This window comes from Clostridium sp. 1001271st1 H5 (assembly GCF_005845215.1).
Lineage (GTDB): Bacteria > Bacillota > Clostridia > Lachnospirales > Lachnospiraceae > Enterocloster.
This window is the reverse complement of record NZ_SPHO01000001.1, coordinates 73,207-97,503: the sequence shown is the minus strand read 5'-3', so window position 1 is coordinate 97,503 and position 24,297 is coordinate 73,207. Positions and strand designations below refer to the sequence as shown.

Here is a 24,297-nt window from a genome sequence, read left to right as displayed (position 1 = left end):
TCTCCTGTCTCTTACAGTACGCTGCCGATATCAGCAGCCATATCAATCACTGCCTGTCTGGAAGCCTCTCCGAAATGCTCCGGTCCAAAGTTCTTATACTTATCCTGTTTATAAGCTGCAATGATTCCTCTGGAGGAATTGACAATGGCTCCAAGTCCGTCCTGGTTGAAACAATGCTTAAGGTCAGCGGCAGTTCCTCCCTGGGCTCCGTATCCCGGTACCAGGAAGTAGGTGCGGGGCATGAGCTTTCTCAGAATCTTACTCATCTCAGGATAGGTGGCTCCCACCACAGCTCCCACATTGCTGTATTCACCGTCCATGCAGCCGGCTCCCCACTCTTCCACCTTGGCAGCCACCCACTCATACAGGGGCTTTCCGTCAATAAGGCGGTCCTGGAACTCACCGCTGGATGGGTTGGAGGTCTTGACCAGGACAAAGAGTCCCTTGTCCTCGCTCTTGCACACATCCACAAAGGGCTTTACGCCGTCTGTTCCCAGATATGGGTTTACAGTCAGTATATCCACATTGAATCCGCTTAAGGACTTACTCCCCACCTGCACCCTGCCCAGATGGCCAGCTGCATAGGCAGCGGATGTGGAGCCGATATCGCCCCTTTTCGCATCGCCAATGACAATCAGCCCTTTTTCATGACAGTAATCCACGGTCTTCTTATATACCGTCAGTCCTTCAATTCCAAACTGCTCATACATGGCAATCTGCGGCTTTACAGCCGGAATCAGGTCAGAGGTATGGTCAATAATTTCCTTATTAAACTGCCAGATGGCATCAGCTGCCCCCTCCAGTGTCTCTCCGTATGCATCCAGGGATTTTTTAACCACATGTTCCGGCACATAGGACAGCATGGGGTCCAGTCCTACGCAGATTGGGGCATTGGTTTTCTTTATTTTTTCAATTAACTGGCTTATCATAATGTTCTCCTTTGTTAAGAGTATTTTGCACCTTGCATAAATTCTTTCCCCATTTTAACATATAAAGTACCTTGTTTCAAGGAATGATATTCCAGTATTGCAATTATTTTCGCAGGCCCCGCCTTCCCATAAAACACAAAAACCGCCGCGCAGGAACACATGATACAATATCAGTTCCTGTACGGCGGACATTTGATGCTGCTTCCGCGATGACCGCCATCCCGGTTACAGCCATGCGCTTACCATCCAAAGTATTCTTTTACATTCCTGTAGCAGATGCCTTCTATCACATCCTTCAGGTATTTTTCACCGGAGAAATATTCCCCCCGTTCCACCAGCTCCCCCAGATAGCTGCAAAGGCAGCGGCGGTACAGCTCATGGCGCGGATAGCTTAAGAAACTTCTGGAATCCGTAAGCATTCCAACGGACAGGCTCAGGGGATACAGGTTTCCCGCCCCATTAAACTGCCGCATAATGCCCCATGGCTGGTCATTAAACCACCAGGGAGCCCCCAGCTGGACCTTTCCCCTTACCGCGCCGCCGCAGAAGCCTGCCGCCAGAATGGCAAATGGCTCCATCTGTGCCGGATTAAGGGGGTACAGAATGGTCTTTGGCAGCTCATCCAGCTCTGTCAGCCGGTCCAGTATATGCCCCACGGATTTTACGGCCGTGGAATCGTCCACGCAGTCAAAGCCGGTGGACGGCCCTATTTCCCTCACCTTTCTGTGATTGGCATCCAGATAGGTTCCGATGTGCAGCTGCATCACAAAGTTGTATTTTTTGTAAAGCTTTGCCATCTCAATGATAAATGCGGATTTATACCTGCTTATTTCTTTCCGTGATAAGTCCTCCCCCATCAATGCTTTCCGGAATACATCCTCCACCTGGTCCGCAGTGTAATCCTCCCACGCAATATCGGCAATGCCGTTGTCGCTGACCGTTGTTCCGAATTCCGCAAAGCAGGCCAGACGCTGTTCCAGGGCTCCCATCAGGGAGGGGAAATCCACGATTTCCTGCCCGGCTGCCCCTGACAGTATTTTTATATAATCCGGAAATGTCTTCCACTCGCAGTAAAATGCCTTGTCAGGGCGGAACGCTGTGAGTATGCGGGTTTTAAAGGCAGCCTCCTCCTTCATTTTCCAGTGGTATTCCAGGCTGTCCGCCGGGTCCTCCGTGGTGCTTAAAAGCTCCACCCCGGACCGTTCCATGCACCACCTGGGCGTCATGTGAAGCTCCCTGATTCTCTGGTTGGTTCGCCGGTAAATCTCCTCTGCATTGTCCGGCCCCAGGGGCTCCTCAATATCAAAATACCGTTTCAGCTCCAGGGCGCACCATATATAGAGGGGGTTGCCCGCAAGACAGGGCATAATCCGGGCAAATTCCATATATTTCTCATAGTAACTCCTGCTGCCGGTAATATAGTCCTCACCAATTCCAAATGTACGCATAGCCCTCCATTTATAATGGTCATGGGCCAGCCACATTTCCCCCAAATCCTCAAACTCCCTGTTTTCATAGATTTCTCTGGCCACCAGATGGCAGTGGTAATCCACTATGGGCAGCTTCTCCGCATAGCTGTGGTACAGCCTGCTTCCCGTGGGGTTTGTCAAAAGAAGTTCCTCTGAAAAACAATCAGAACCCAATCAGAGCACCCCCATCCACAGGCAGGCAGGTGCCTGATATGTATCCGGCCGCATCACTGCATAAAAACACAGCAGCCATGCCTATATCCGTCACGGTTCCCACCTTCTGCATGGGAATCCGTCCCAGGATTTTTCCAAGACGGACCGTGTCCCCGTCCGTGGCCTTGTGGAACATAGGCGTGTCAATCCATCCCGGGGCAATGGCATTGACCCGCACCCCGTAAGGACCGCCTTCTGTTGCCAGGGTGTGCACCAGGCCCAGATAGCCTGCCTTGGCCGTGGCATAACCCGCCACCTGGGGCTGGCCAATGTAGCTGGTCATGCTGGCCTGGAACAGGATGCTTCCCTTCCCCTGCTCCTTCATATGGGGAAATAATGCCTTTGTCAGCGCGAAAGCACCTACCAGATGTACATTCAGCACATTGACGTAATCCTCCACCGTCATGTCCTCAATGTATTTCTTGCAGTGGTTTCCGGCATTGTTCACCAGGATGGACACAGGTCCCTGTTCCGCTATAATCCTGTCAGCCATCTCCCGGGTGTGGTCCGTGTCCGTGATGTCAAACTGGTAAAACACAGCCTTTCCCCCAAACTCCTTTAGGGCTTCCTGTCCCTGCTCCCGGCTCTCATAGCTGAGCACCGCCACCTTTGCCCCAGCGCCCACCATGCACCTGGTGATTGCAAGCCCCAGTCCGGTGGAGCCTCCTGTCACGATTGCAGTCTGTCCTTCTAATGAAAAATAACTACCTGTATCAAACATTGCCTATGCCTCCTGCGCATTTTTTAACTACGTCCCTGTCCTGATATTTATATGGTATGAAATACTCCTTATGGCCCAGCGCCTCGCTCTTGCTTTTTGTGCCGGAAGCCACCTCTGCCACCAGTCCAAGCAGGGCTTCTGCCATCTCATCCTGGGTGCAAAGCCCTTCCAGCACCGGTCCCGCGTCAAAGTCCATGTCCTCTTCCATGGCCTTATAGGTGGCTGAATTGCCCGTGATTTTAATGCAGGGGGAAACGGCAGAGCCCACCACATTTCCCCGGCCCGTTACCAGAAACACAATATGGCTGTGACAGGCAATCAAATCCATCAGTCCCTCGTTGTCATTGGGATTGGTGATTCCGAACTGCATCCAGTATGGGTCGGGCGTGGAATCTAACAGCCACAGACCGGGGTGGGGCGGCTTCATCCCCACCTTAAGGACTCCCTGTATGGGCCTGCTTCCGCTCTTAACAAGGGCGCCCATGCTCTTTTCCTCAATGGTGGACAGCCCTCCTGCAAAGTTGCCCGGGCTGACCGAATACTGGCGCACGGATTTACAGTATTCCAGGGCCTTATCGTATGTATCCCCTATCTCCTGCCTGGCTTTTTCATCTGCAGCCCGTCCCTCCAGCAGCTCCTTCAGACCGACAGCCTCCACGATTTCCTCAAAAACAGCGGTGCCTCCCATGTCGGTCAGCCGGTCGTACAACCGTCCCACCACCACATTTCCGGCCAGTCCGCTGGTGTAATCAGACCCCCCGCACTCTGCCCCTATGATTAAATCCCTGATTCCCATGGGCCTTCTCTTGGTTTCCTTCAGCTTTTCCCGCATCCGTCCCACGGCAGCCAGCCCCTTTTCAATGGTTTTCCTGGTTCCTCCCTCCTGCTGGATAAACATCCAGGCAGCTTCCTTTCCCTCTTTTCCGGCTATATCCGCCAGCCATTCCGGCTGCACATACTCGCATCCAAGACCTACGGTCAGAACAGCCCCCACATTGGGGTGGCGTATCAGGGCAATCAGAAGGCGCACCGCATATTCGTTATCCGTGCACCCGGAAAAACCAACCACCTCTGTTTCCGGGTCCCCTGCAAGTCTTACGATTTCCCTGGCCACAAAGGAAGCGCACTCCACGGTGTAGATGACCAGCACCTTGTTGCGGATTCCCATTGCGCCGTTATTCCTCACATAGCCCATCCAGCTGTATTCCTTCTTAAGGTTATCCATCCGCCTGCCTCCTACTCATATCTGGTATCCTTAGGCGCTCCGGTCATCACGTCCAGGTGGCTGGAACGTTCATCGTACACGCTGCGGATATTGTGAAGATGGACCCATTCTCCGGCCCTTATGTCCTTTACAGCCCTGGCAATGCGGACCCCGTATTTAATGATATCCTCCCCGGCCGCCATGTCCCGGAGAGCGATTTTATGGCCCTTTGGAATCTTCTGTACAGCCTCTGTCTCCGCCCTGCACACATCGCCCAGAAGCCTTACCGGACCGGGAGGCAGCTCCTCCAGAGCCGTGGCCACATTGTCTATTTCTTCAATCTGAAATGCCCGCTGTCTTATCTCCATTGTTTCATCCATCCGGCTGCTGTCCCCCTCCTCTACAAAATACCGAATTTTGCAAATGCATCCGTAGCGCTCATGCCTTCCTCGATGGCCTTCCTCACGGTCTTTTCCCCGGCAGCCTTTTCCAGGGCTTTCTCCAGTACCTGGTCCGCTGCTTCTTTTGGAATAACCAGGACGCCGTCCACATCTCCGAAAATCAAATCCCCGTCGTGAATCCTAACCTGCCCTATCTCGATATCGCACCGAAAATCCACTACCTGGGTGCGGACGCTGGAATCCTGGGCATAGCAGCCGCAGGAAAACACAGGCCAGTTCTGGGACAGCACCTGGGGCGTATCCCTGTGCCACCCGTTTACAACAGCGCCGGCCGCCTTCCTGGTCCTGGCCGTGGCGGTCAGAAGTTCCCCCCAGTAGGCGCAGCGTTTGGTTCCGCCGGAAGCAATGTATATCTCGTTTTCCTCCAGCTGGTCCAGCGCCTCTGTCAAAAACCCAAAGGGCTTTTTCTGGGGGCCGTACACATCTGTCATCAGCACGGTCATGCACTTTCCCGCCAGCTTCATATCCTCCCGCAGGGGACGGATATCCTGGGGCAGAAACTGGTGATAATATCCCAGTCCGTCCAGTATGTCGCCTACCACGGGCGTGTAGAGTTTTTCCTTCATCAGGGCAAATTTCTCATGTTCATCATTCCACAGCTTCATTCTATTTCCTCCTATTTAACTGCAGCCGCGCAGCTGCGCACCCACGCCTCCGCGCACTGGCAGTTCTGCGCAGCCTCCCTCTGTCAATAACCGAAACTCAGCGCTCCGCCGTCCACAGCGAAATCCTGGCCCGTTATATACTCCGACTCATCCGACACCAGGAACTTTACCATGGCGCCGATATCCCTGGGATTCCCGAAGCAATGGACCGGCATCCGGGCCAGTATTTTCTGCCTCCGTTCCTCGTCCATGACCCTGCGGCTCATCTCCGACGGAAACCACCCCGGCGCTACCGAGTTTACATTGATATCATCCTGAGCCCATTCCACCGCCAGCCCCCTTGTCATGGACAGCACGGCTCCCTTGCTGGTGCAGTAGGGCACCACCTCCGAGAATCCCAGATGAGCTGCCATGGAAGTGATGTTCACGATTCTGCCCCTGCGGGGCGACTGCCTGAGATAGGGGTAGCACAGGGTGCAAAGCTTAAATACGCTGCTTACATTTACCCGGAGCACTGTTTCAAAGTCCGCGTCCGACACATCCTGGGCCAGACTCTTCACTGTGATTCCCGCGTTATTTACCAGGAAATCAATGCCGTGTTCACGGCCTATTTCTTCTGTTATCTTCTCCATCGCCTTATAATCGCTTACATCTGCCGCCATATGAATGACCCGTTCATGGCTGGCTCCGCCATCCGCCTTAGGCCTGCCGCTCCGGCTTACGGCATATACCGCAGCCCCTGCCTCCGCCAGAACATTGGCCGTGGCAAACCCAAGCCCGCTGGAGCCGCCTGTAATGATTCCTGTCTTTCCCGCCAATTCCATCATTCAAATACCTCCGTCTGGTAGGAGACGCAATTCCGTTCAATCAGCTCCCAATCCAGCTCCCCGCCGATTCCCGGTTTATCGGGAACCGTAATCATGCCTTTATCATCAATGGGAAGAAGTCCTTTCATGGGAAACATGAAATCCTCCTCCGGCACAAAGTACTCAAAATATCTGCAGTTGCGTATGGCGCAGGAAACATGGAGGTTGACCAGGTCCATGTAATTCATGGTCGTGGTATGAATCTCGCACTGCATTCCAAAGCTTTCCGCCAGATGGGCGATTTTCAGGGTTCCGGTGACGCCGCATTTCCATGATACGTCCGCCCTTACAATATCCGCCGCCTTCTGGTTAATGACCTGGGCCACGCCCCAGTGGCAGCCTCTGGTTGTCTCCGTGGCGGCAATGGGGATATCCAGGGCAGAGCACAGCTGTGTATATTTATTCAGTTCAAAATCGCGGAAAGGCTCTTCCAGCCATTCATATCCCAGCTTTTCCAGATGCCTTCCCACCCGGATTGCCTCTTCCAGGGTATATTCCGCCACAGGGTCGCTCATGAGCTTCATGTCCGGCCCCACTGCCTTGCGTATGTTCTCATGGATTTCCATATCCAGCTCACAGGGACCGGAGGGATGGGCCTTATAGCAGTTGATTCCCCTGGATTTGTAGTAAAGGGCTTCCCGCACATATTCCTCCGGGTCTTCATGGAACAGGCCGCTGGCATACACGGGCAGGGTCTGCCGGTAAGCGCCAATGTATTGATAGAGAGGCAGTCCTGCTGCCTTGGCGCAGATGTCCCACAGGGCCGCATCCACCGGCCCCGGCAGATAGACAGGGAAAAATGTGAGGTGGCGGTCAATGTTCCACAGCTCATGCCATATCCTTTCCCGGTCATAGGGGGATGCGCCCAGAACCACCGGGGCAATGTTATCGTGGAGATAGGTTTCCGTCACCCGTCCCGACCGCGCTGCCAGGGCTGTTGCGATTCCCTCGATTCCGTTATCCGTGGTCAGTTTAAGCACTACCACATCCCAGTCCATGCTGCTCTTGCCCTTGCGCTTTTCATCAAACAGGCATTTGCTGCGTTTTACCCACCAGGTCTCAAATTTAATGATTTTCATGCGCTGTCTCCTATCCTTTCACTGCCCCTGCCATGATTCCCTTGATGAAATATTTCTGCATGGACAAAAAGATTGCCAGCACAGGAATCAGGGACAGGATAATGGTTGCTGTTAATGTACCGTACTGCCAAGAGGCCGCTTCATCCCGCAGAAAGGTAATACCCACTGCAAGGGTCTGGGACTTAGCCGTGGTGCACAGGGTTCTGGCATAGGTAAATTCTCCCCACACCGAAATAAACGTCATGATGATGACCGTGGCAATGCCAGGCTTCACAATGGGAAGCATTACGCGGCTGAAGGTCTGCCACTGGCCCGCCCCGTCTATCCTGGCTGCCTCCATCATCTCATTGGGAACACCGTTAAACTGCCCCCTCATAATGAACACGGACATAGGCAGGTTGGTGGCGATATACGGAAGTATGAGTCCCAGTCTGGTATCAATCAAATCAAAACGCGACTGCATAATATAAATCGGTATCAGGTAAATGACATAGGGCAGCGTAATGATTAACAGAACAAAGCCCAGAAACAGGTCCCTGCCCCAATACTGGAACTTGGAAAAGGAATATCCCAGTGTGGCTGCAAACAGCACATTGAACAGCACGCTCCAGAAGGACACCACAACGGAATTGGAGAAATACTTAAAGAAATTTCCCAGCTTTGTAAAAATGCCTGTATAGTGCCCTGCATAGGGATTAACAGGAAGAAAAGTAAGGACTGACGAGTATATCTCTTCATCCGGTTTCAGCGAGGTAAGCATCGTCCATATGAAAGGGATGATAAAGATAAAGGATATGATGAGCAGCAGTATGAACACGGTTATATTGCCTGCATTTTTCTTAATATTCATGCCCTGTTCCTCCTTTGTCCCGTCTTTTTCCGCTTCACTTCATCCTCATCCTTTGTCCTGTTGATGTAAAGATTGATACATGACAGAATCAGGATAACGGCTCCCATAAAATAACCGATGGCAGACGCATAGCCCATCTCATAATATTTAAATGCGTTCATCCATGTATACTGGTAAAGAACCAGGGTGGATGTGCCCGGTCCTCCGTTTGTCATGACAAATGGCTGTTCAAATACCTTCACGGACTGGATGATGGCCCACAGGCCGCAGATTACATAGCTTTCCTTCAGATTCGGCAGAATAATCCTGAAAATCCTCTGGAATGCGTTGGCTCCGTCTATCTTGGCGGATTCAATGATGTCCGACGGAATGCCTGCAAGACCTGCCATGAAAAAGATTACAAGCATCCCCATATTTTTCCACAAGCTGACTATCACTATGGAAAACATGGCCCACTTCCCCTCTCCCAGCCAGTTATGGGCCCAGGAATCCAGGTGCAGCACTTCCCTGAGCACGCTGTTGAGAAGGCCGTACTGATTATTTAAAATCCACTGGAAAATAATACCGGTCAGGGACAGCGGAACCACCATGGACACGAATACGCAGGTCCGGAATACTCCCGAGCCCCTGACGCCCTTATCCAGAAGCATGGCAATTATCAGGGAGATAACCATGATGGACGGAAAAAACAGCAGTGAGAATACCACTGTGTTTTTCAGCGAATCCATAAAGTACGCATCCGTAAACATCTTTGCAAAATTAGAAAGGCCTGCAAATACCGGTTTTTTATCAAACGCAAAATTGTAATTGGTAAAGCTCAGGTAAAGCGAGCGCACCAGGGGATATCCCATGTAAACAGCCACAAATATAACCCCCGGAGCGGCAAATGCATAGCCGGGCAGCATCTTTTTCAGCTGTACGCCCACACTTCTTTTATTCCCCATATTCCACCTCATCCTAATTCATCTGGAACCAGCAGGAAAACCGGCCAATGGTAATGCTGTCATTGGACCGGCCTGCTGACTGATTTTATTTGTTCATTCCTGTACTCAGGTCAATGGTCGTCATGAACTTACTCATATTGGCAGAAAAATCATCTACCGTGGAATCCCCTGAGAGCATCTTCTGAAGCTCTATCTGCATATTGGTATCCAGCTTTGTGTAATCCTTGTACAGCGGAGGGGTGGTTGCTTTTTCCGTAAAATCAAGAACAGTTGGCCAATATGGGTTATCCAGCTCCTCATAGTGGGCCTTCATGGGCGACATCTTGCCGTAGGAGTTCATGGAGTCTGTCTGGAACTGTTCCTGGAGCAGCTTATCCTGAATGAACTTAATGGCCAGCTCCTGATTTTCAGATGCCTTTGGAATCACAGCGCCGTGTATGTAAGAAACAGAACCATTGGCGTCAGTGCCCGGTATGGGCATAACGCCCACATTCTCCGCCCCCAGAAGTTCTCCGGCCTCAATCCACCTGGAAGCCGGAGCAATGTGCATGGCCACTCTTCCCGCTTTAAAGTTTGTCCTGTTGGCGTCAGCGTCCGCAAATACATCTGTGGTGGTGTATCCGTCCCTTACCAAATCCTGCCATACCTGGAGCATGTTCTTCACAGGCCCGGCCGTGAAATTCAGCGTGTTGCCGTCCGCTTCGTACAGACTTGCATTAGTTCCCATGATACATGCGTCGTATGCCTTTACCGCCATGTTATTGCCCCAGTCAATGGCCAGGCCGGTCTGCCCGTCCTTTGTCAGGTTCTTTGCGTATTCATACATCTCATTCCAGTCTGCCGGTGCAATGACAGAGCCGTCCTCCGCTATGTAGCCGGCCTCCTCCATCATGGGAATGTTCACCACGCAGCCCAGGACCTCACCCAGCAGCGGAATCATGTACTGTACCCCGTCTGCATTTCCGCTTTCCAGAAATGAATCAATGAATTTATCCCTGGTATAATCCCCGTTAAAGAAATTCTCGTCCGTAAACTCCACCACGTAATCATTGGCAGCATAAGGAACTGTCTCGGAACGGTCGCCTCCCAAGGCCAAATCGCAGTTTGTCTTTCCCTGGGACCACTCCAGCATGCTGGAGGTCACGTCCACATTGTCCACCTGGTTATAGACTACTTTCACGCCCGGATTCTCTTCCTCAAATTCCTTTGCAATCCTCTCAAAATCATACTTTCCCATCATCCACGCCTGAACCGTTACCCGCAGGGTCTGCTGGCCTCCCGCCTCCTTTGTGCTGCTGTCAGAGGACTTCTCCGCCGCGGTTCCCGAGCCGGATGAGGAAGAACCGCAGCCCCACAGTACGGATGATGCCATGACGGCTGCCAGTGCCAGAGAATATGCTTTCCTTGTTTTCATAGTAAACCTCCTGATACTTTTTAGTGAAACGTTTCCCTTATTGTGTTCTTATCTTACTATATAATTAGAATGGTGTCAAGATACCAAAGGGGATTTTTTTGTCATTATTGCATAATTTAAGAGTAGTTTTTTGCTATTCTATTGTGTTATTAACATGTTTTTAACAGGTCCGTCCGGCAAAGCAGATACAGCGCATGTCTATTTTGTCGAATGGTTTGTCGAAGTAACGTTTCCCTATCTTTGTGAAAATATCATAAACCTCAAACGCAAAAAAACGGCCGCCCCAACCGGGAAGCCGTTCAGCCTTCAGTCAATATGAAATTCGTATGGAACTCAGGTCCGCATGTACTGCATATCCTTTATATTTTCCCAATAATAGTTTACATTGCTCTTAAATATCAGTACTATCTCCACCCTGCGTACCTTTTCCGCCGGCTCTTTGTCCATAAGCAGGTACTCATAAAGCATCTTGATAGCAAGATAAGCCTGTTTATAGGGGTCCTTGAACACAAGGTTGGTGAAGGTGCCCTCCTTTAAGGCCCTCACTGTCTCATCAAACACATCGCTTGCAATGACTGGAATCTTACCTGCCTGCCCGCTTTTCTTAAGTGCCCGGTACAGGACGGCGCTCCCCCTGGAAAACACACAGCAAATCAGGTCCGGAGGACGATTCTCCAGAATATCCTGTACGGTTTTATCCAGATGGTCCAGTTCATAATAGCCGTATAAATCCTCAATGGAGCATTCCTTTTTTTCCTGTCTCATATATTCATGGAACCCTTTTGCCACCAGATAATGGGAATCCTTATAGGGGTCCCCGGTCATCAGGAGAATACGTCTTCCCCCGGCCAATAGATTGCATGCCTGCTCCGCCATCAGCTGTCCAGCCGCGTAATAGTCCCCTACCACGGTTCCCAGATGGCCGCACCGGTCCTGGTCTTCTGTCACAAAGACCACGGGCATTCCTTTCTCCGTGAAATACCGGACCGCGCAGATTCCCTTTTCGTCTCCCGGCGGAACCGTCAGAATGCCATCCAGTTCCTCCCCGTTCTTCACCCTTTCGCACAAATCTTCCAGGGTCCGGGAAAGCGCTCCCTTTTCATAGGCAAGCTCCTGAATCTCCAGGTTATATTCGCTCTGCTCCGCCAGATATCTCCTGTACCCCTGCCAGATATAGCTGTAGAAATATTTGCTGTCCTGGTCCAGCCTGGGCAGGCATACTGCTATTTTCATATGTTTCCGTTTCAGCATGGAAGCCATGGCGTTCAGCCTGTAGCCGTTTTTCTCTGCATAGGATACTATTTTTTTCCTGGTGGCCTCACTCACTCCGGGCTTTCCGTAAATTGCCTTATGGATTGTATTAAGGGACACATTAAAATGCTGTGCCATATCCTTCATGGTTATCTGTGATTTCATGTGGTTTTCCTCGTTTTCTCAGCAGGTCAGATTATAGTTAAAACAAACCTTAAGATATATCTTATACAATCCTCCGCTTTTTTTCAAGCCTGGCGGCAGCAAATCTGTTTTTATTCCATCTGCATCAGACATCCCATGAAAAGAGGAAAATTCTGTCTGGTATCTATAATCATATAGAAAAACGGCCTGTCAAGGAAAACCTCCTTTGGTTCCTCCGTCCGTATGGCGCTGCCTTCCGTCATTTCAACGGCTGTCACTGCCCCTGCCTTTGTTCCCTTTTCATCCACATCAATCCTGGTCTTATGAATCACTTTGCTTATATAAATATTTCCATTATCCCAATGGGCCATGGATGAAAAATCTGCATTCCTGCTGTCAAATGCATCCTTCATGCCTGATTCCATCAGGGACTGGTTGAGAACCACACTGTATTCCACCGTAAATCCTGGAATCCTGGCATAGACGGTTTTATTCCGGAATTGTCCCAGAAGGTCTGTCAGCCCGTCTTCCTTTACCTTCTCCAGAAGTTCGTCCATCTCCACCCCCTCATTGGGCAGGATGGCGGCAAAGGCATACGTGCTGTCCCCGTATGGTTTCATGAATCCGGTCCCGTACGCAGTCTCGAGATAGGCTGCCTCCGTGGAATACATGAACTTTGCAGGCTGCAGCTCTCCGTTTTCCCCGCGGAACTTCCCTTGGTGTATCTGGTCCTTTTCATAGATTTTCTGCCATTCCCCGTCAAAGGACAGCGCATTGACCAGATACATAACAGCATCCCGGGGCGGCGCTTCCTCCATCAGCTTCTGAATCATACCGTTGGTTTCCCTCCTGACCCAATTGTTGATGTCATCCTTTGTGCCTGTGTCAAAAGGGGCTTCAAATATGGACGCATGATAGTAATTCCTGCTGGTTTTAAGAAAATCCTGATTTATGGTCAGGCTGCCGCTGTCCCTGAACCATATGGAATTGGCTATATTGACCTTGTGCTTTTCATTGTCAGGCATGGCATCCGTATATGCCTTCAGATAATCATTGAGGACAGCTGCGTCCGTACCCATCATCTGTTCCATTTCCATGCGCGTGTCCCCCTCTGCCCCATTTGCAGTCATCCCCAGGGCTGAAACAATGGAAAGGGGCGAAATCAGGCAATTGTCCTTGGACAGATTTTCCTGCATCAGCTCCAGGGAAAATTCCGTAAGTTCTTTTCTGGGATTTATGGGTTCATAGGATGAATCCATAATATCTGCTGTAACCACTTTTTCCTCCGGCAGGTTCCCTGTAAGCTCCCGGGCGCCCTGATGGAGACGGTTCGAAGCGCATCCGGTTGTGAGTACGGACAGGAAAATGACGGCCCCAAGCCATGCGCCTGCTGAATGATTCTTCTTGGTTTTTCTTGACTGTTTCATGTTTTCCCTCCCAATATAATGGCTGCGTCAGAGATTAGGTCTTTGCATTGCTTCAGAGCCAGAACGGGTATGCAGCATACTGAATTTCCAAGCCCAACGGAAAGCCTACGATAACTTTACCATATCCTGCCACGTTTTACTTTAATCCCTGCTTACGGTTCTATGTTTTTTCGCTGAAGTTCTTAAGGGGTTTCTGTTCGTCCGATTAATCGGCTGAAAATAATTTACGGCATAAAAGGCGCTGCCTATGGTTGCAATGATTGCAGCAATACGGCAGCACCTTCTGGCGTAGTTTGACTTATTTAGGTGGTTTGGCATCCAAAGCCATTCTTCTCATTGCCGGAGCCGTGTCCTTTACTCACGGGACTACTTCCTTTTATAGCCGGCTTCTTCATTTCCGGAGCTGTTTTCTTCACTCCCTGAACCGTTCCCCTCACTTTCCGGACTGTTTCCTCCATTTCCAGAACCGTTCCCTTCATTTTCAGAGCCGCCTCCTTCACTTCCAGAGCCGTTCCCTTCATTTCCTGAACCGTCCCCTTCATTTCCTGAACCGTTCCCTTCACTTCCAGAGCCGTTCCCTTCATTTCCAGAGCCGTTCTCTCCAGTTCCAGAACCGTCCCATTCATTTTCTGAACCGTTCCCTTCACTCCCAGAGCTGTTCCCTTCATTTCCTGAACCGTTCTCTTCATTTCCAGAGCCGTTCTCTTCATTTCCTGAACCATTCTCCTTATTTCCTGAACCGTTCTCTTCATTTCCGGAGCCATTCCCTTCACTTTCTGAACCGTTCTCTCCATTTCCGGAGCCATTCCCTTCACTTCCAGAACCGTTCTCTCCATTTCCGGAACCGTTCCCCGTATCCCCGGAACCGCCATCCTCAGTTCCGGAACCGTTCTCCGCGTCCCCGGAACCGCTGTTTCCGCCATCAGGCTTCACGTTTCCGGTTCCATCCTTTCCATTTTCAGCCTCAGCCTCAGCATTTTCAGGCACAGAATCAATCACTGTGTCTTCTGCCGGTTTCTGTACGGCTGCCGGTATTTCTACCGGTGATTTGGCCTTTTCCTTCTCTTCCGCCGTGACAATGAGAAGTTTATCTTCATACCCTTCTGCATGCAGGGTCAGCTCATATATCCCGGCTGCTTTGAATTCACTGTATGTAAATCCTTTTGACCAGAATCCGCTGACTGCCAAATCCCCTGCTTCTATTTCAGTGCTATCGCCCTCATATTCCACTGTCATTCCGGTGAATGCATTCAAATATGTTTCCTCGCCGTAATCCGAAAGAAGAATTTTCACCCTTCCGCCCTCTGTTATGCTGATTTCATCCACAATGCCGTTGCCGTACGCAGTGTCGTCTATTCCCACACAAGGCGGAACCTCTTTTTCAACATCCCCATTTCCGGGCACGGTCACAACCAGGACCTTGTCCTCATATCCTTCTGCATGCAGCGTTAATTCATATGTCCCGCTTTCCTCAAATGAATCCCATATGAAATATTTACCCATAAAACCTTCAATCCCAAGGCTGTCCCTGTGGTATGCCCAATCCTCGTCCCCATGATGCAGTGTCATGCCTGTAAAGGCATTCAGATATGCTTCGTCACTCCAGTCAGACAGATTAATCTGTACCTTCTGACCTGCTTCTATCTCCGCTTGATCCAGAACGCCATGGCCGTATACATTGTTATCAATGCCAACATAAGACGGGGCCTCTTTCTCCGCTAATACAGCATCCCTGATTTCAGTACTCAGAACCTTATCCAGGTACCCCTCTGCCTGAATTGTAATAACATATGTACCTGGCTGCTGAAAATAACTGCCCGGAATCTCGTACTCATTTTTATCCCAGTTAGTAAAATGATTTCCTTCCACAGGAATGCCATTTACCAATACCGCCGTCATCTTCTCTCCGTAAGGCGAGATGGCAGATGTTCCCGCATCCAAGGAAATGGTGACAGGCTCACCAGGCTTGCAGGTCTGGTCTGGAGACAGTTTTACATATTCAGGTGCCGGAGCGCCTGTCTGGTCCAAAATCTCCAGCTGGGATAATCTGAACTGAAGTATATCATCATTAAACCCGCTGGCGGACAGGATTACCGTGTATAAGCCGTCCTGGCTGTCCTGACTGAACAGCTTACTTCTCAGGGTGAGGATATTCTCGGTCAGATGGTAATCTCCGTTCCTGCCGCCCACTTGTGAATCCGTAAACAGGGATGTTCCGTTGAGGGATACACCTGTCAATGCAGACGCATGTTCAGAGGCAAGTCCGGAAATCACCACATTTCCATCCTTATCCCTGACAATCTCATAACTGCCTGTGTTTTCCTTTGTGATTCTCACCTTCACCGATGCAGGTGCATAGCCGTCCCCATATATGGTAAGTGTGTGTTCCCCATTTCCAAGAGGCGCATTTACCTTCACGGTAATGGTATTATCCTCCCGGCTGACTGTAAAATCTTCCGGTGATACAGGTGCATAGCCGTTCGCAGTCATCCCCTGAATCTTATCCGGCCAATCCCTGTTTCTTTCATCCGGCGTATACCTGATTACAATATCCTGACCCTCATATACCAGGTCAGCTGCCAGGGCCGGAGCCGGTATGCCGGTGGCATCCATGAAACGGTATGTCTCTCCCAGCAATCCATCCTCCAGCATGTTTTTCACATCATACGGACGGTTCACATACACCGCACCGGACGGCGGATTGCTGTAAACAGATTGGAATGTGCGGTATCCGCTTCCCTGAATGCCGCAATGGTTCTTAAAGTATGTATAATCAACCAGTTTATCCTGTCCGTCCTTGCAGAAAGCCCCATCCTTACCCAGTGAGTTCCACCAGCTTATGACCTCTGAGGACTCTGGGGTAGGCATTTCCACTGCTGCCAATATCTTTGCGTTGGCCACCAGGTCAAATTCAAATATAATGTTGCCGCGGATAGCAAGTCCAGAGCTGCCGCCGGAACTGCTGCCGGAACCGCCGCTGCCCGTACCCGGATTGATGCTGGCAGAGGACACTGCATCCAGTCCATAATCTGCAGTACTTAAAATCCGTTCATTGGAATATGTCTCCAGCTGGCTTTCATCACCGCCCCATACCGGATTCTGCTGGCCCGGAAGGGCTGTCTCCAGCACAAAGGTCTTGATATAATCTTCAAACCCGTCCGCTTTAATGACCAGTTCATGGCTTCCCGGCGTCAGCCTGGCGTGGCATTCATTTTCCAGGCGCACCATCCCTGACACCACATGGTAATCCACACAACCGCCTTCCAGCAGGGTTCCGTCCAGATACACCGCATAAATGGGGTTGGTTACCGCATAATTGAATTCCTTCAGCTCAAACAGTAAATCCTGTCCGGCCAGATACTGGAAATCGCCGTTCAGCACCAGGTCCCCTGCCTTGCGTATGGTTTCAATGGTAGTGCGCATATCAGGATAACCCTGGGACTTAATGACAAGATCGTGTTTCTGATTCCGTCCGTCAATGGCCCGGCTGGTACCCACAATCTCAATGCTTCCGTTTCTGACCCTGAACTCCAAATCAGCTCTTCCCTCCGCAGACATTCCATAATCTTTCTGCACCTTATAAATATGGCTCAGCCACTCCCTGGCATAATCCGTGTCCTCAACTTTAATGGTTATATCCTCTCCTACCAGAGTCCTTTGGGAATACATTCTTACAGATTCCGCAACATCAGCATCCCCATTTCCCCCGCCGGTGGCAAAGGTGGATTTTCCCGGGTTCATCCTTGGGTTGCCGTCCATATCGTAATTTGTCAGGAAATAGTCAAAATAATCCACGGGACCGGAAGCCAGTACGTATTCCGGTGATTCGCCTTCAATGACTCCTGTAAATGGATTTGCGCCCTGCCCAATCCGTACGGTCTGCTTCAGCTCCTCATCTGTTCTGGAAACAGCTGTAACCTCTGACAGCTCTGTGGGATTAACCTCGAATTTCACAATAGTCTGCTCATCATTGACAGGGGAGGGGACAAAGCTGTGTCCGTTCAGGATGAAATCATAATCGTCCCCGTTTCCCTGCTGCAAGGTCAGAACCCCGTAATAGACCTGCTCTATATTCATGACACCGCTCTTGGATATATAGAATATATCCTGTTGCTCCGGTGGATTCTCCTGTCCGTCATCTGTGCCTGAACTGCCTGCGGATGAATTACCGCCTGAAGGTGAACCGTCCCCCGAGGACGAGCCGTCCCCGGAAGACGAGCCGTCCCCGGAAGATGTGCCGCCCCCGGAAGATGAACCGCCCCCGGAGGAAGATGAACCGCCCCCTGAGGATGAACCGCCCCCTGAGGATGAACCGCCCCCGGAAGATGAACCGCCCCCTGAGGATAAGCCGCTCCCTGAGGACGAGCCGCTCCCTGAGGACGAGCCGCCCGGCATCGGGTCAGCTGTCAGGGGAACGCTGTTTTCATCTACCCAGGCTCCGCTGGCGTCCACCAGGTATCCGTCCGGTGTCAGTCCATCCGACGCCATGTCCCCGGAAGGATTAAAATAATACCATCTGCCGTCTATGGCCTTCCACCCCGTTACCATGGAACCATCTGACAGAAGATAATACCACTTTCCGTTTGCCTGGTCTTTCAGCCAGCCCTTTGCAAGAGCGCCGCCGGCATCAAAATAATACCACTTCTCCCCGTCCGGTCCATTGGCAATTTTTCTCCATCCCGTGGCCATGGAGCCATCTCCCGCCAGATAAAAGGTCCTTCCGTCAGGGCCGTAGAACCATCCTGTCTGCATGTAACCGGCCCCGTCAAAATGATACCATGTTCCATCCTTATCCTTGAACCAGTTATTCCTAACATAATTTCCGCTGTCCCTTTCATAGCGCCATAGCGATTGATTGGCTCCCGCTCTTTTCCATGACCCGGATTCAGGGTTTTCTGCCCCGTAGGGCACCACAGTGGCTGACAGCATGGATAGTACCATTGCCGCTGTCAGCATTTTCAACTTTTTTCTCTGCATCCTTTTACCGCTCCTCTTTTATTTTGCCCTTAAATTGTATCAAAAATCAAAAAATTAACCTACCATATAGTCGAGGTTAATTATCACTAACCATGAATTAATCGAATATTTTTATCAATTTTGAATATTTAACGCAAATTGACCTCATAGCCGGCTTCACAGAATTGCTCTGCAGGCATCTAATTTCACTTCATACTTATTTGTTCATACTTTTCATACTTTTTTTATAATTTTATTAGCACTCACCTCTTGACAGTGCTAACAATCGTGCTATAATACAGACATAAAGCAAATGAAAACAATCAGTTCTATGAGCGAGGAGGATATAACGATGATGTTAATACCAAGAAGAAATTACGGACTTAATTTATTTGATGACTTTTTCAATGACCCATTCTTTACCAGCGCCTCCGAAAAAAACGAGGATGCCAAGAAGCTTCCGGTGATGCGCACCGATATTCTGGAGAAGGATGGAAACTATATTTTGGAGATTGAACTTCCCGGATTTAAGAAGGAGGACATCAGAGCAGAGCTTAAGGACGGATACCTGACTGTCAGCGCAGAGATAACCAAGTCCAGCGAGGACAAGGATGACAAGGGTACCCTGATTCACAAGGAGCGCTATACCAGTTCATGCAAGAGAACCTTCTTTGTGGGCGAGCAGATTCGCCAGGAAGATATCAAGGCCGGGTTTGAGAACGGTATCCTGAGACTGCAGGTGCCGAAGGATGCGCCGAAGGTAGAAGAGACGCCAAAGTATATTGACATTCTGTAATCATCATTGACAGCCCACACTCCTTTTATATATATATTATCCCTAATAGCGGATGCAGCCGGGAATCCCCCCTTCCCGGCTGCATCCTTTTTTACCCCCATCTGCTTGTCCTCTTCTGTTTGTCCCCTCCTGTTTCTTGTATCATTTATTTTTCTATGCTTTCCACAAAAGCCGGTCCTCCTTGATGGTGGCCAGCACCCGGATGTTCCGTATCTCATCTGCCTCTGTTTCCAGGGGATTCTGTTCCAGTATCACAAAATCCGCCTTTTTTCCAGGTGTAACGGTTCCCTTTTCATTTTCCTCAAAATACTGGTATGCCCCATTGACCGTCACTGCCTTAAGCGCATCCCATACCGGAATGCGTTCCTCCGGTCCCAGCACCATGCCTTCCCTGGTGCGCCGGTTCACTGCGCACCACAGTGTCTCCAGCATATCCGGCATGATAACCGGGCTGTCCTGGTGCAGGGTGAAACGGACCCCTTCTTTTAAGGCCGAGGCCGCCGGACTGATGCGGCCGGCCCGTTCCTGGCCAAAGTTGCGGACATGGATATCTCCCCAGTGGTACACATGGGCCAGGAAAAAGGAGGGGATGATTCCCAGCTTTTTTACCCGTGCCAGCTGGTCCGGCCCCAGAAGCTGGGCATGAATCATCACCGGCCGGATATCCCCCCTGTAAAATCCAGGTTTTCTTCTCTTTCCGTCATCCAGCTCCCTGTATGCTGCCTCCATCTGGTCCATATACTGCTCTGCCGCCATATCCCCGTTGCAATGGGCCAGGAGCTGCATGTCTTCCAGCTCTGCTTTCAGGATATCCGCCTTTACCTGGCTGTCCTCCAGGGTATTATAGCCGCAGTAATCTTCTTTTGCCCCGGGCCCTTCCGGCAGATAGGGCGTCCGCATCCAGGCCGTTCTTCCCTGGGGAGAGCCGTCCAGAAACATCTTATACCCCCCAAGCTTTATATGCCCCTTGTAGTCCTTTATATGGTCTGAAAATGTCTCCCGGATGGCATCACTGTCCCGGATATCCATATAAGAAATTAAATCCAGTTTTAAAAGTCCTGATTTCAGCAGCATCTGGTACAGGGGTATCAGCTGTCCGGCCATCAATCCCTCCTGGACCGTGGTGATTCCGCAGGAAGCATAAAGCTCCTGGGCGCGGCCATAGGCCGTCAGGAAATCCTCTGCCGAGGGCATGGGAATACGGCCCTGGTAACCCACGAATGCATTTTCCTCCATATATCCGGTTGGCAGTCCCTCCTCCATCTCTATAACGCCGCCCTGGGGCGCCTGGGTTTGTCCGGTGACGCCCAGCAGGTTGAGGGCCATGGTGTTGAACACTCCCATATGGCTGGACTGGTGTTTCAGTATGAGCGGGTTCTGAGGTGCTGCCTGGTCCAGCACCTTCCTGCCGGGATGGCTGTGCTCCTTCAGACGGTTGTGGTCATAACCGGATGCCGTGACCCATTTTCCCGCCGGAATCTTCTTGTCCGCAATGTATTGCCGGATACATGTTATGATATCCTCAAAGCTGCATGCCCGGCCCAGGTCTGCCTCCATGGTATGGCTGGCGCAGGCCGTAAAGTGGCTGTGGGCGTCTATGAAGCCCGGCATCATCATCCTGCCCTGCAAATCCAGCCTGCGTGCCTTATCCCCTGCCCGTTCCTTTACCTTGTCCCATGTCCCTGTATCCAGGATTCTTCCATCCTCTGTCAGCACGGCCTCCACCCGGGGACACCTGTCCTCCATGGTAAGAATGGTACCGTTATAGTAAAGCGTCTGCGCCATGTCCTGTCCTCCTGTTCTGTGAATTGACTTTCCCTGTTTTTCTTAGTATAGTACCTATATCACGATTCATAATACCAATATTATCACTAAAAGTATGCACATAAAAGGAGTTTCTTATGATACGCAGGTGTATTACATGGATGAAAAAGCACCCTGTCCCCTCACTCTTTTTCCTGATACTTCTGTATCTGGTGATTGGGGCCACGGCGCCTTTCTGTCACTATAAACCTATTTCCCGGGAAACAAACGCTGCGGTGTCTGCCGCCGGCTTCTGCCAGGAGGGAACCAGCGGCGACCGCGCCATGATACTGGAAACCAACCAGAGCGCATGGGATGAACGGATGCGTCTCATGAACCTGGCCAGGGAGCAAATCATACTGTCCACCTTTGACTTCAGGGACGGAGAGAGTCCCAGGGACCTGATGGCCGTCATGCTTCACAAGGCTGACCAGGGAGTCAGGGTGAAGATACTAGTAGACGGTTTCTCCGGCCTGGTGCGCATGGAGCCCAGCAAACTTTTCCGCGCCCTTTCCAGCCATCCAAACATAGAAATCAAGATTTACAACAAGATGAATCCCCTGCTTCCATGGAAGACCCAGGGCAGGATGCATGACAAGTATGTGATTGTGGATGACTATGGGTATATTCTCGGCGGCCGCAACACCTTTGATTATTTCATCGGCTCCTATCCCACGGATTCCAGAAGCCATGACCGTGAAGTCCTGGTCTACAATACAGGCCACGGGACGGATGAGGGAAGGGACAGCTCCCTGTACCAGGTGGAGGATTATTTTGAGAAGGTATGGAATCTGGATGTAACCGTCCTGTTCCATGACGATGAAAGGACGGCAGCCAAAGCTTCGGTACGGAATGCGGCTGCCATGCTGCGGGAACGCTACAAGGTCCTGGCCATGAACTACCCGGAGCTGCTGGATGACGGGGAGGATTCCGCCGGCTGCAGCGCCCTTCCCGGCCAGCCCGGATGTCCGGCCCTGCCCTTGGATTCCAGTATTAACGATGACGGCTATCCGGCGGGGCCAGACAGACCGGGGAACGCAGATAAGACGGCAGGCACAGATAAGACGGCAGGCACAGATAAGACGGCAGGCACAGATAAGGCAGACGCCGCGCCCCCTTCCCTCCTTCTGACCGCCAACCAGTCCAGGGCCCTGGATTATTACCAAACCAGCACGGTTCCCACAGGAAAAATCACCCTGGTATCCAATCCCACCGGCATCTACGCAAAGGAGCCTGTGGTCTTCCATACCATGTCCGTCCTTATGAAGAATGCAAAAGAGAGTGTGCTGATACACACTCCCTATGCTATATTCAATGATTATATGTATGAAACCATGAAGGAAATCACAGACCGGACACCGGTAACCATGATGATAAACTCCGTTGAAAACGGCGATAATTTCTTTGCCTCCAGCGATTATCCCTTTCACAGGGATGCATTTCTGGACACAGGCATGGAAATTCTGGAGTATGACGGCGGTCTCTCCTACCACGGCAAATCCCTTGTCATAGACCATGAGCTCTGCGCTGTGGGCTCCTACAACTTTGACCTGCGCAGCACCTACATGGACACAGAGCTCATGCTGGTTATCCAGAGTCCGGAGCTGGCTGCCCTGCTGGAGGAATACATGGCCTCCTATCAGGAGGACTGCCGCCGCCTTCTGCCGGACGGAACCTATGAAATACCGGAACACCTGATTATTGCAGATGTCCCGGTGTATAAGAGAATTGCCTGGAAGGCAGTGGGCTTTGTGATGCAGCCCTTCCGATTCCTTATATAACTTTTTTCTCCCTCCATTTTCCTGTAAGGTAACGGCTGAAGGATATGACGTAATTGGCAATCCACCCCATGGGCACCGCGTACCACACGGCTGCCACGCCCCATACAGGCGCAAAATGGAAGGCCGCATAGACACGTATGGTCAGGTTCACCAGATTTGCAATGGTAAATACCAGCACATCCCCGGAACCTCTGAGGACTCCGTCCGTACACGCCTTCATGCCGATAAACACAAAGAAATATGCAATAAAGGACAGGTATCCCGTGCCTGCTGCAAAGGCTTCCCGGCTCATTCCCTCTCCCAGGAAGGAGGTTATGATGGGACCGTTAAACAGCGCCACTATCACAGCAATGATAACAGCGAATCCTGCCACAATGCCGTAGCTGGCCCTGTATCCTTCCTTCACCCGTTCCATCTTCCCGGCGCCGATGTTCTGGGCCGTGAAGGTGGCCACTGCATTGCCCGTTGCAATCATGGGCACCACGCAGATGGATTCAATCCTGCTTCCCGCGGAGTAACCGGCCAGGGCAGCGGAACCAAACCCATTAACCACGGACTGGACCAGCAGCATTCCGATGGATACAATGGACTGCTGGAGAATGGACGGCACCGCGATTCTGGTTCCTGCCTTTAACATGCTTCTGTCATAGAGCCTGAAGCCATCCCCCTCCTCCTGTTCATATCCCTTCAACTTTTTCATCAGGATGCTGAAGGATATCAGGGCGGATATTCCCTGGGCCATGACCGTTGCGATGGCCACGCCGTCCACGCCCATCCCCAGCCAGGTAACGGATATGATGTCCAGGAATACGTTCAGTATGGAGGAAAATATGAGCAGATACAGCGGCGTCCTGGAATCCCCCATGGCGTTGAATATGGCGGCCAGAACATTGTACATGAACAGGAACGGCATTCCCAGGAAGTAGATTCCCAGGTAAAGCTTTGCCTGGCCCATGATATTGGCCGGCGTCTTAAGAGATTCCAGTATGAGCCCGTTCAGGTAGAATCCGGCGCTTCCCAGCAGGATACTTACAAAGAGAAAGGTAATCAGGGCCGTGGAAATGGAGGTTTTCATCTTTCCGTGCTGCCTGGCTCCCAGATACTGGGAGGTCAGTACCGACGCGCCATTTCCTCCTCCTATGGCAATCATAATGAACACATTGGTCAGGGCATAGGAAGCGCCCACGGCTGCCAGCGCATCCTCGCCCACAAAATTGCCCACAATCATGGAATCCGCCATATTGTAGAACTGCTGGAACAGGTTTCCCAGTATCATGGGAAGGGCAAACATGAGAAGACTTCTTCCCGGTTTTCCCTCCGTTAAATCAATCCGCTTTCTGACCTGTTTACCCGGTTCCCGGCTTTTCACTGCACTTTGGTTCAT

At 51.1% G+C, this 24,297-nt stretch carries 18 protein-coding genes; 2 read left to right on the top strand and 16 right to left on the bottom strand.

Annotated elements, in window-relative coordinates; all coding sequences use genetic code 11:
• Window positions 1–11: 11 nt before the first annotated feature.
• The 14 genes from pyrF to FGS84_RS00325 all read right to left on the bottom strand — a co-directional run bounded on the left by pyrF (window position 12) and on the right by FGS84_RS00325 (window position 18,554).
• Window positions 12–929, bottom strand: a complete 918-nt coding sequence (gene pyrF, locus FGS84_RS00390; protein WP_138305774.1) for an orotidine-5'-phosphate decarboxylase — start codon at window positions 927–929, stop codon at window positions 12–14.
• A gap of 239 nt (window positions 930–1,168) precedes the next feature.
• The gene (uxaC, locus tag FGS84_RS00385) at window positions 1,169–2,572 is read right to left on the bottom strand and encodes a glucuronate isomerase (RefSeq protein WP_138305773.1); all 1,404 of its coding nucleotides are present in this window, start codon (window positions 2,570–2,572) and stop codon (window positions 1,169–1,171) included.
• On the bottom strand, window positions 2,562–3,332 hold the full coding sequence (locus FGS84_RS00380) for an SDR family NAD(P)-dependent oxidoreductase (protein WP_138305772.1): 771 nt from the start codon (window positions 3,330–3,332) through the stop codon (window positions 2,562–2,564). Before FGS84_RS00380 ends, uxaC begins: the two co-directional genes overlap by 11 nt.
• On the bottom strand, window positions 3,325–4,557 hold the full coding sequence (locus tag FGS84_RS00375; protein ID WP_138305771.1) for a UxaA family hydrolase: 1,233 nt from the start codon (window positions 4,555–4,557) through the stop codon (window positions 3,325–3,327). Before FGS84_RS00375 ends, FGS84_RS00380 begins: the two co-directional genes overlap by 8 nt.
• Window positions 4,558–4,568: 11 nt before the next feature.
• The gene (locus FGS84_RS00370; RefSeq protein WP_330640989.1) at window positions 4,569–4,904 is read right to left on the bottom strand and encodes a UxaA family hydrolase; all 336 of its coding nucleotides are present in this window, start codon (window positions 4,902–4,904) and stop codon (window positions 4,569–4,571) included.
• A gap of 32 nt (window positions 4,905–4,936) precedes the next feature.
• Window positions 4,937–5,602: an RraA family protein gene (locus FGS84_RS00365; RefSeq protein ID WP_138305769.1), complete on the bottom strand. Its 666-nt coding sequence runs from the start codon at window positions 5,600–5,602 to the stop codon at window positions 4,937–4,939.
• An 83-nt stretch (window positions 5,603–5,685) separates the two neighbouring features.
• Window positions 5,686–6,429, bottom strand: coding sequence for an SDR family oxidoreductase (locus FGS84_RS00360; RefSeq protein WP_138305768.1), 744 nt, complete (start codon window positions 6,427–6,429; stop codon window positions 5,686–5,688).
• Window positions 6,426–7,547 carry an enolase C-terminal domain-like protein gene (locus FGS84_RS00355; protein WP_138305767.1) on the bottom strand — a complete coding sequence of 374 codons (1,122 nt, stop codon included), beginning with the start codon at window positions 7,545–7,547 and terminating at the stop codon, window positions 6,426–6,428. The genes FGS84_RS00360 and FGS84_RS00355 overlap by 4 nt, the downstream gene beginning before the upstream one ends.
• Window positions 7,548–7,557: 10 nt before the next feature.
• Window positions 7,558–8,397 carry a carbohydrate ABC transporter permease gene (locus tag FGS84_RS00350; RefSeq protein WP_138305766.1) on the bottom strand — a complete coding sequence of 280 codons (840 nt, stop codon included), beginning with the start codon at window positions 8,395–8,397 and terminating at the stop codon, window positions 7,558–7,560.
• Window positions 8,394–9,341 carry a sugar ABC transporter permease gene (locus tag FGS84_RS00345; RefSeq protein WP_138305765.1) on the bottom strand — a complete coding sequence of 316 codons (948 nt, stop codon included), beginning with the start codon at window positions 9,339–9,341 and terminating at the stop codon, window positions 8,394–8,396. Before FGS84_RS00345 ends, FGS84_RS00350 begins: the two co-directional genes overlap by 4 nt.
• Before the next feature lie 85 nt (window positions 9,342–9,426).
• Window positions 9,427–10,755: an extracellular solute-binding protein gene (locus FGS84_RS00340; RefSeq protein ID WP_138305764.1), complete on the bottom strand. Its 1,329-nt coding sequence runs from the start codon at window positions 10,753–10,755 to the stop codon at window positions 9,427–9,429.
• Window positions 10,756–11,088: 333 nt separating this feature from the next.
• Window positions 11,089–12,171, bottom strand: coding sequence for a LacI family DNA-binding transcriptional regulator (locus FGS84_RS00335; RefSeq protein ID WP_138305763.1), 1,083 nt, complete (start codon window positions 12,169–12,171; stop codon window positions 11,089–11,091).
• 110 nt (window positions 12,172–12,281) lie between these two features.
• Window positions 12,282–13,577: a serpin family protein gene (locus FGS84_RS00330; RefSeq protein ID WP_138305762.1), complete on the bottom strand. Its 1,296-nt coding sequence runs from the start codon at window positions 13,575–13,577 to the stop codon at window positions 12,282–12,284.
• A 366-nt stretch (window positions 13,578–13,943) separates the two neighbouring features.
• Entirely contained in the window at window positions 13,944–18,554 is a 4,611-nt protein-coding gene (locus tag FGS84_RS00325; protein WP_138305761.1) for a hypothetical protein, read from the bottom strand.
• A 331-nt stretch (window positions 18,555–18,885) separates the two neighbouring features.
• Here FGS84_RS00325 and FGS84_RS00320 point away from each other — a divergent pair, with 331 nt between their 5' ends.
• The gene (locus tag FGS84_RS00320; RefSeq protein WP_138305760.1) at window positions 18,886–19,329 is read left to right on the top strand and encodes an Hsp20/alpha crystallin family protein; all 444 of its coding nucleotides are present in this window, start codon (window positions 18,886–18,888) and stop codon (window positions 19,327–19,329) included.
• Window positions 19,330–19,482: 153 nt separating this feature from the next.
• On the opposite strand, the gene FGS84_RS00315 is transcribed toward FGS84_RS00320, so the two are convergent.
• Entirely contained in the window at window positions 19,483–21,114 is a 1,632-nt protein-coding gene (locus FGS84_RS00315; RefSeq protein WP_138305759.1) for an amidohydrolase, read from the bottom strand.
• A 116-nt stretch (window positions 21,115–21,230) separates the two neighbouring features.
• Here FGS84_RS00315 and FGS84_RS00310 point away from each other — a divergent pair, with 116 nt between their 5' ends.
• The gene (locus tag FGS84_RS00310) at window positions 21,231–22,913 is read left to right on the top strand and encodes a phospholipase D family protein (RefSeq protein ID WP_138305758.1); all 1,683 of its coding nucleotides are present in this window, start codon (window positions 21,231–21,233) and stop codon (window positions 22,911–22,913) included.
• Here the strand turns inward: FGS84_RS00310 and FGS84_RS00305 are convergent.
• Window positions 22,906–24,297, bottom strand: a complete 1,392-nt coding sequence (locus FGS84_RS00305) for an MATE family efflux transporter (protein WP_138305757.1) — start codon at window positions 24,295–24,297, stop codon at window positions 22,906–22,908. The genes FGS84_RS00310 and FGS84_RS00305 overlap by 8 nt on opposite strands.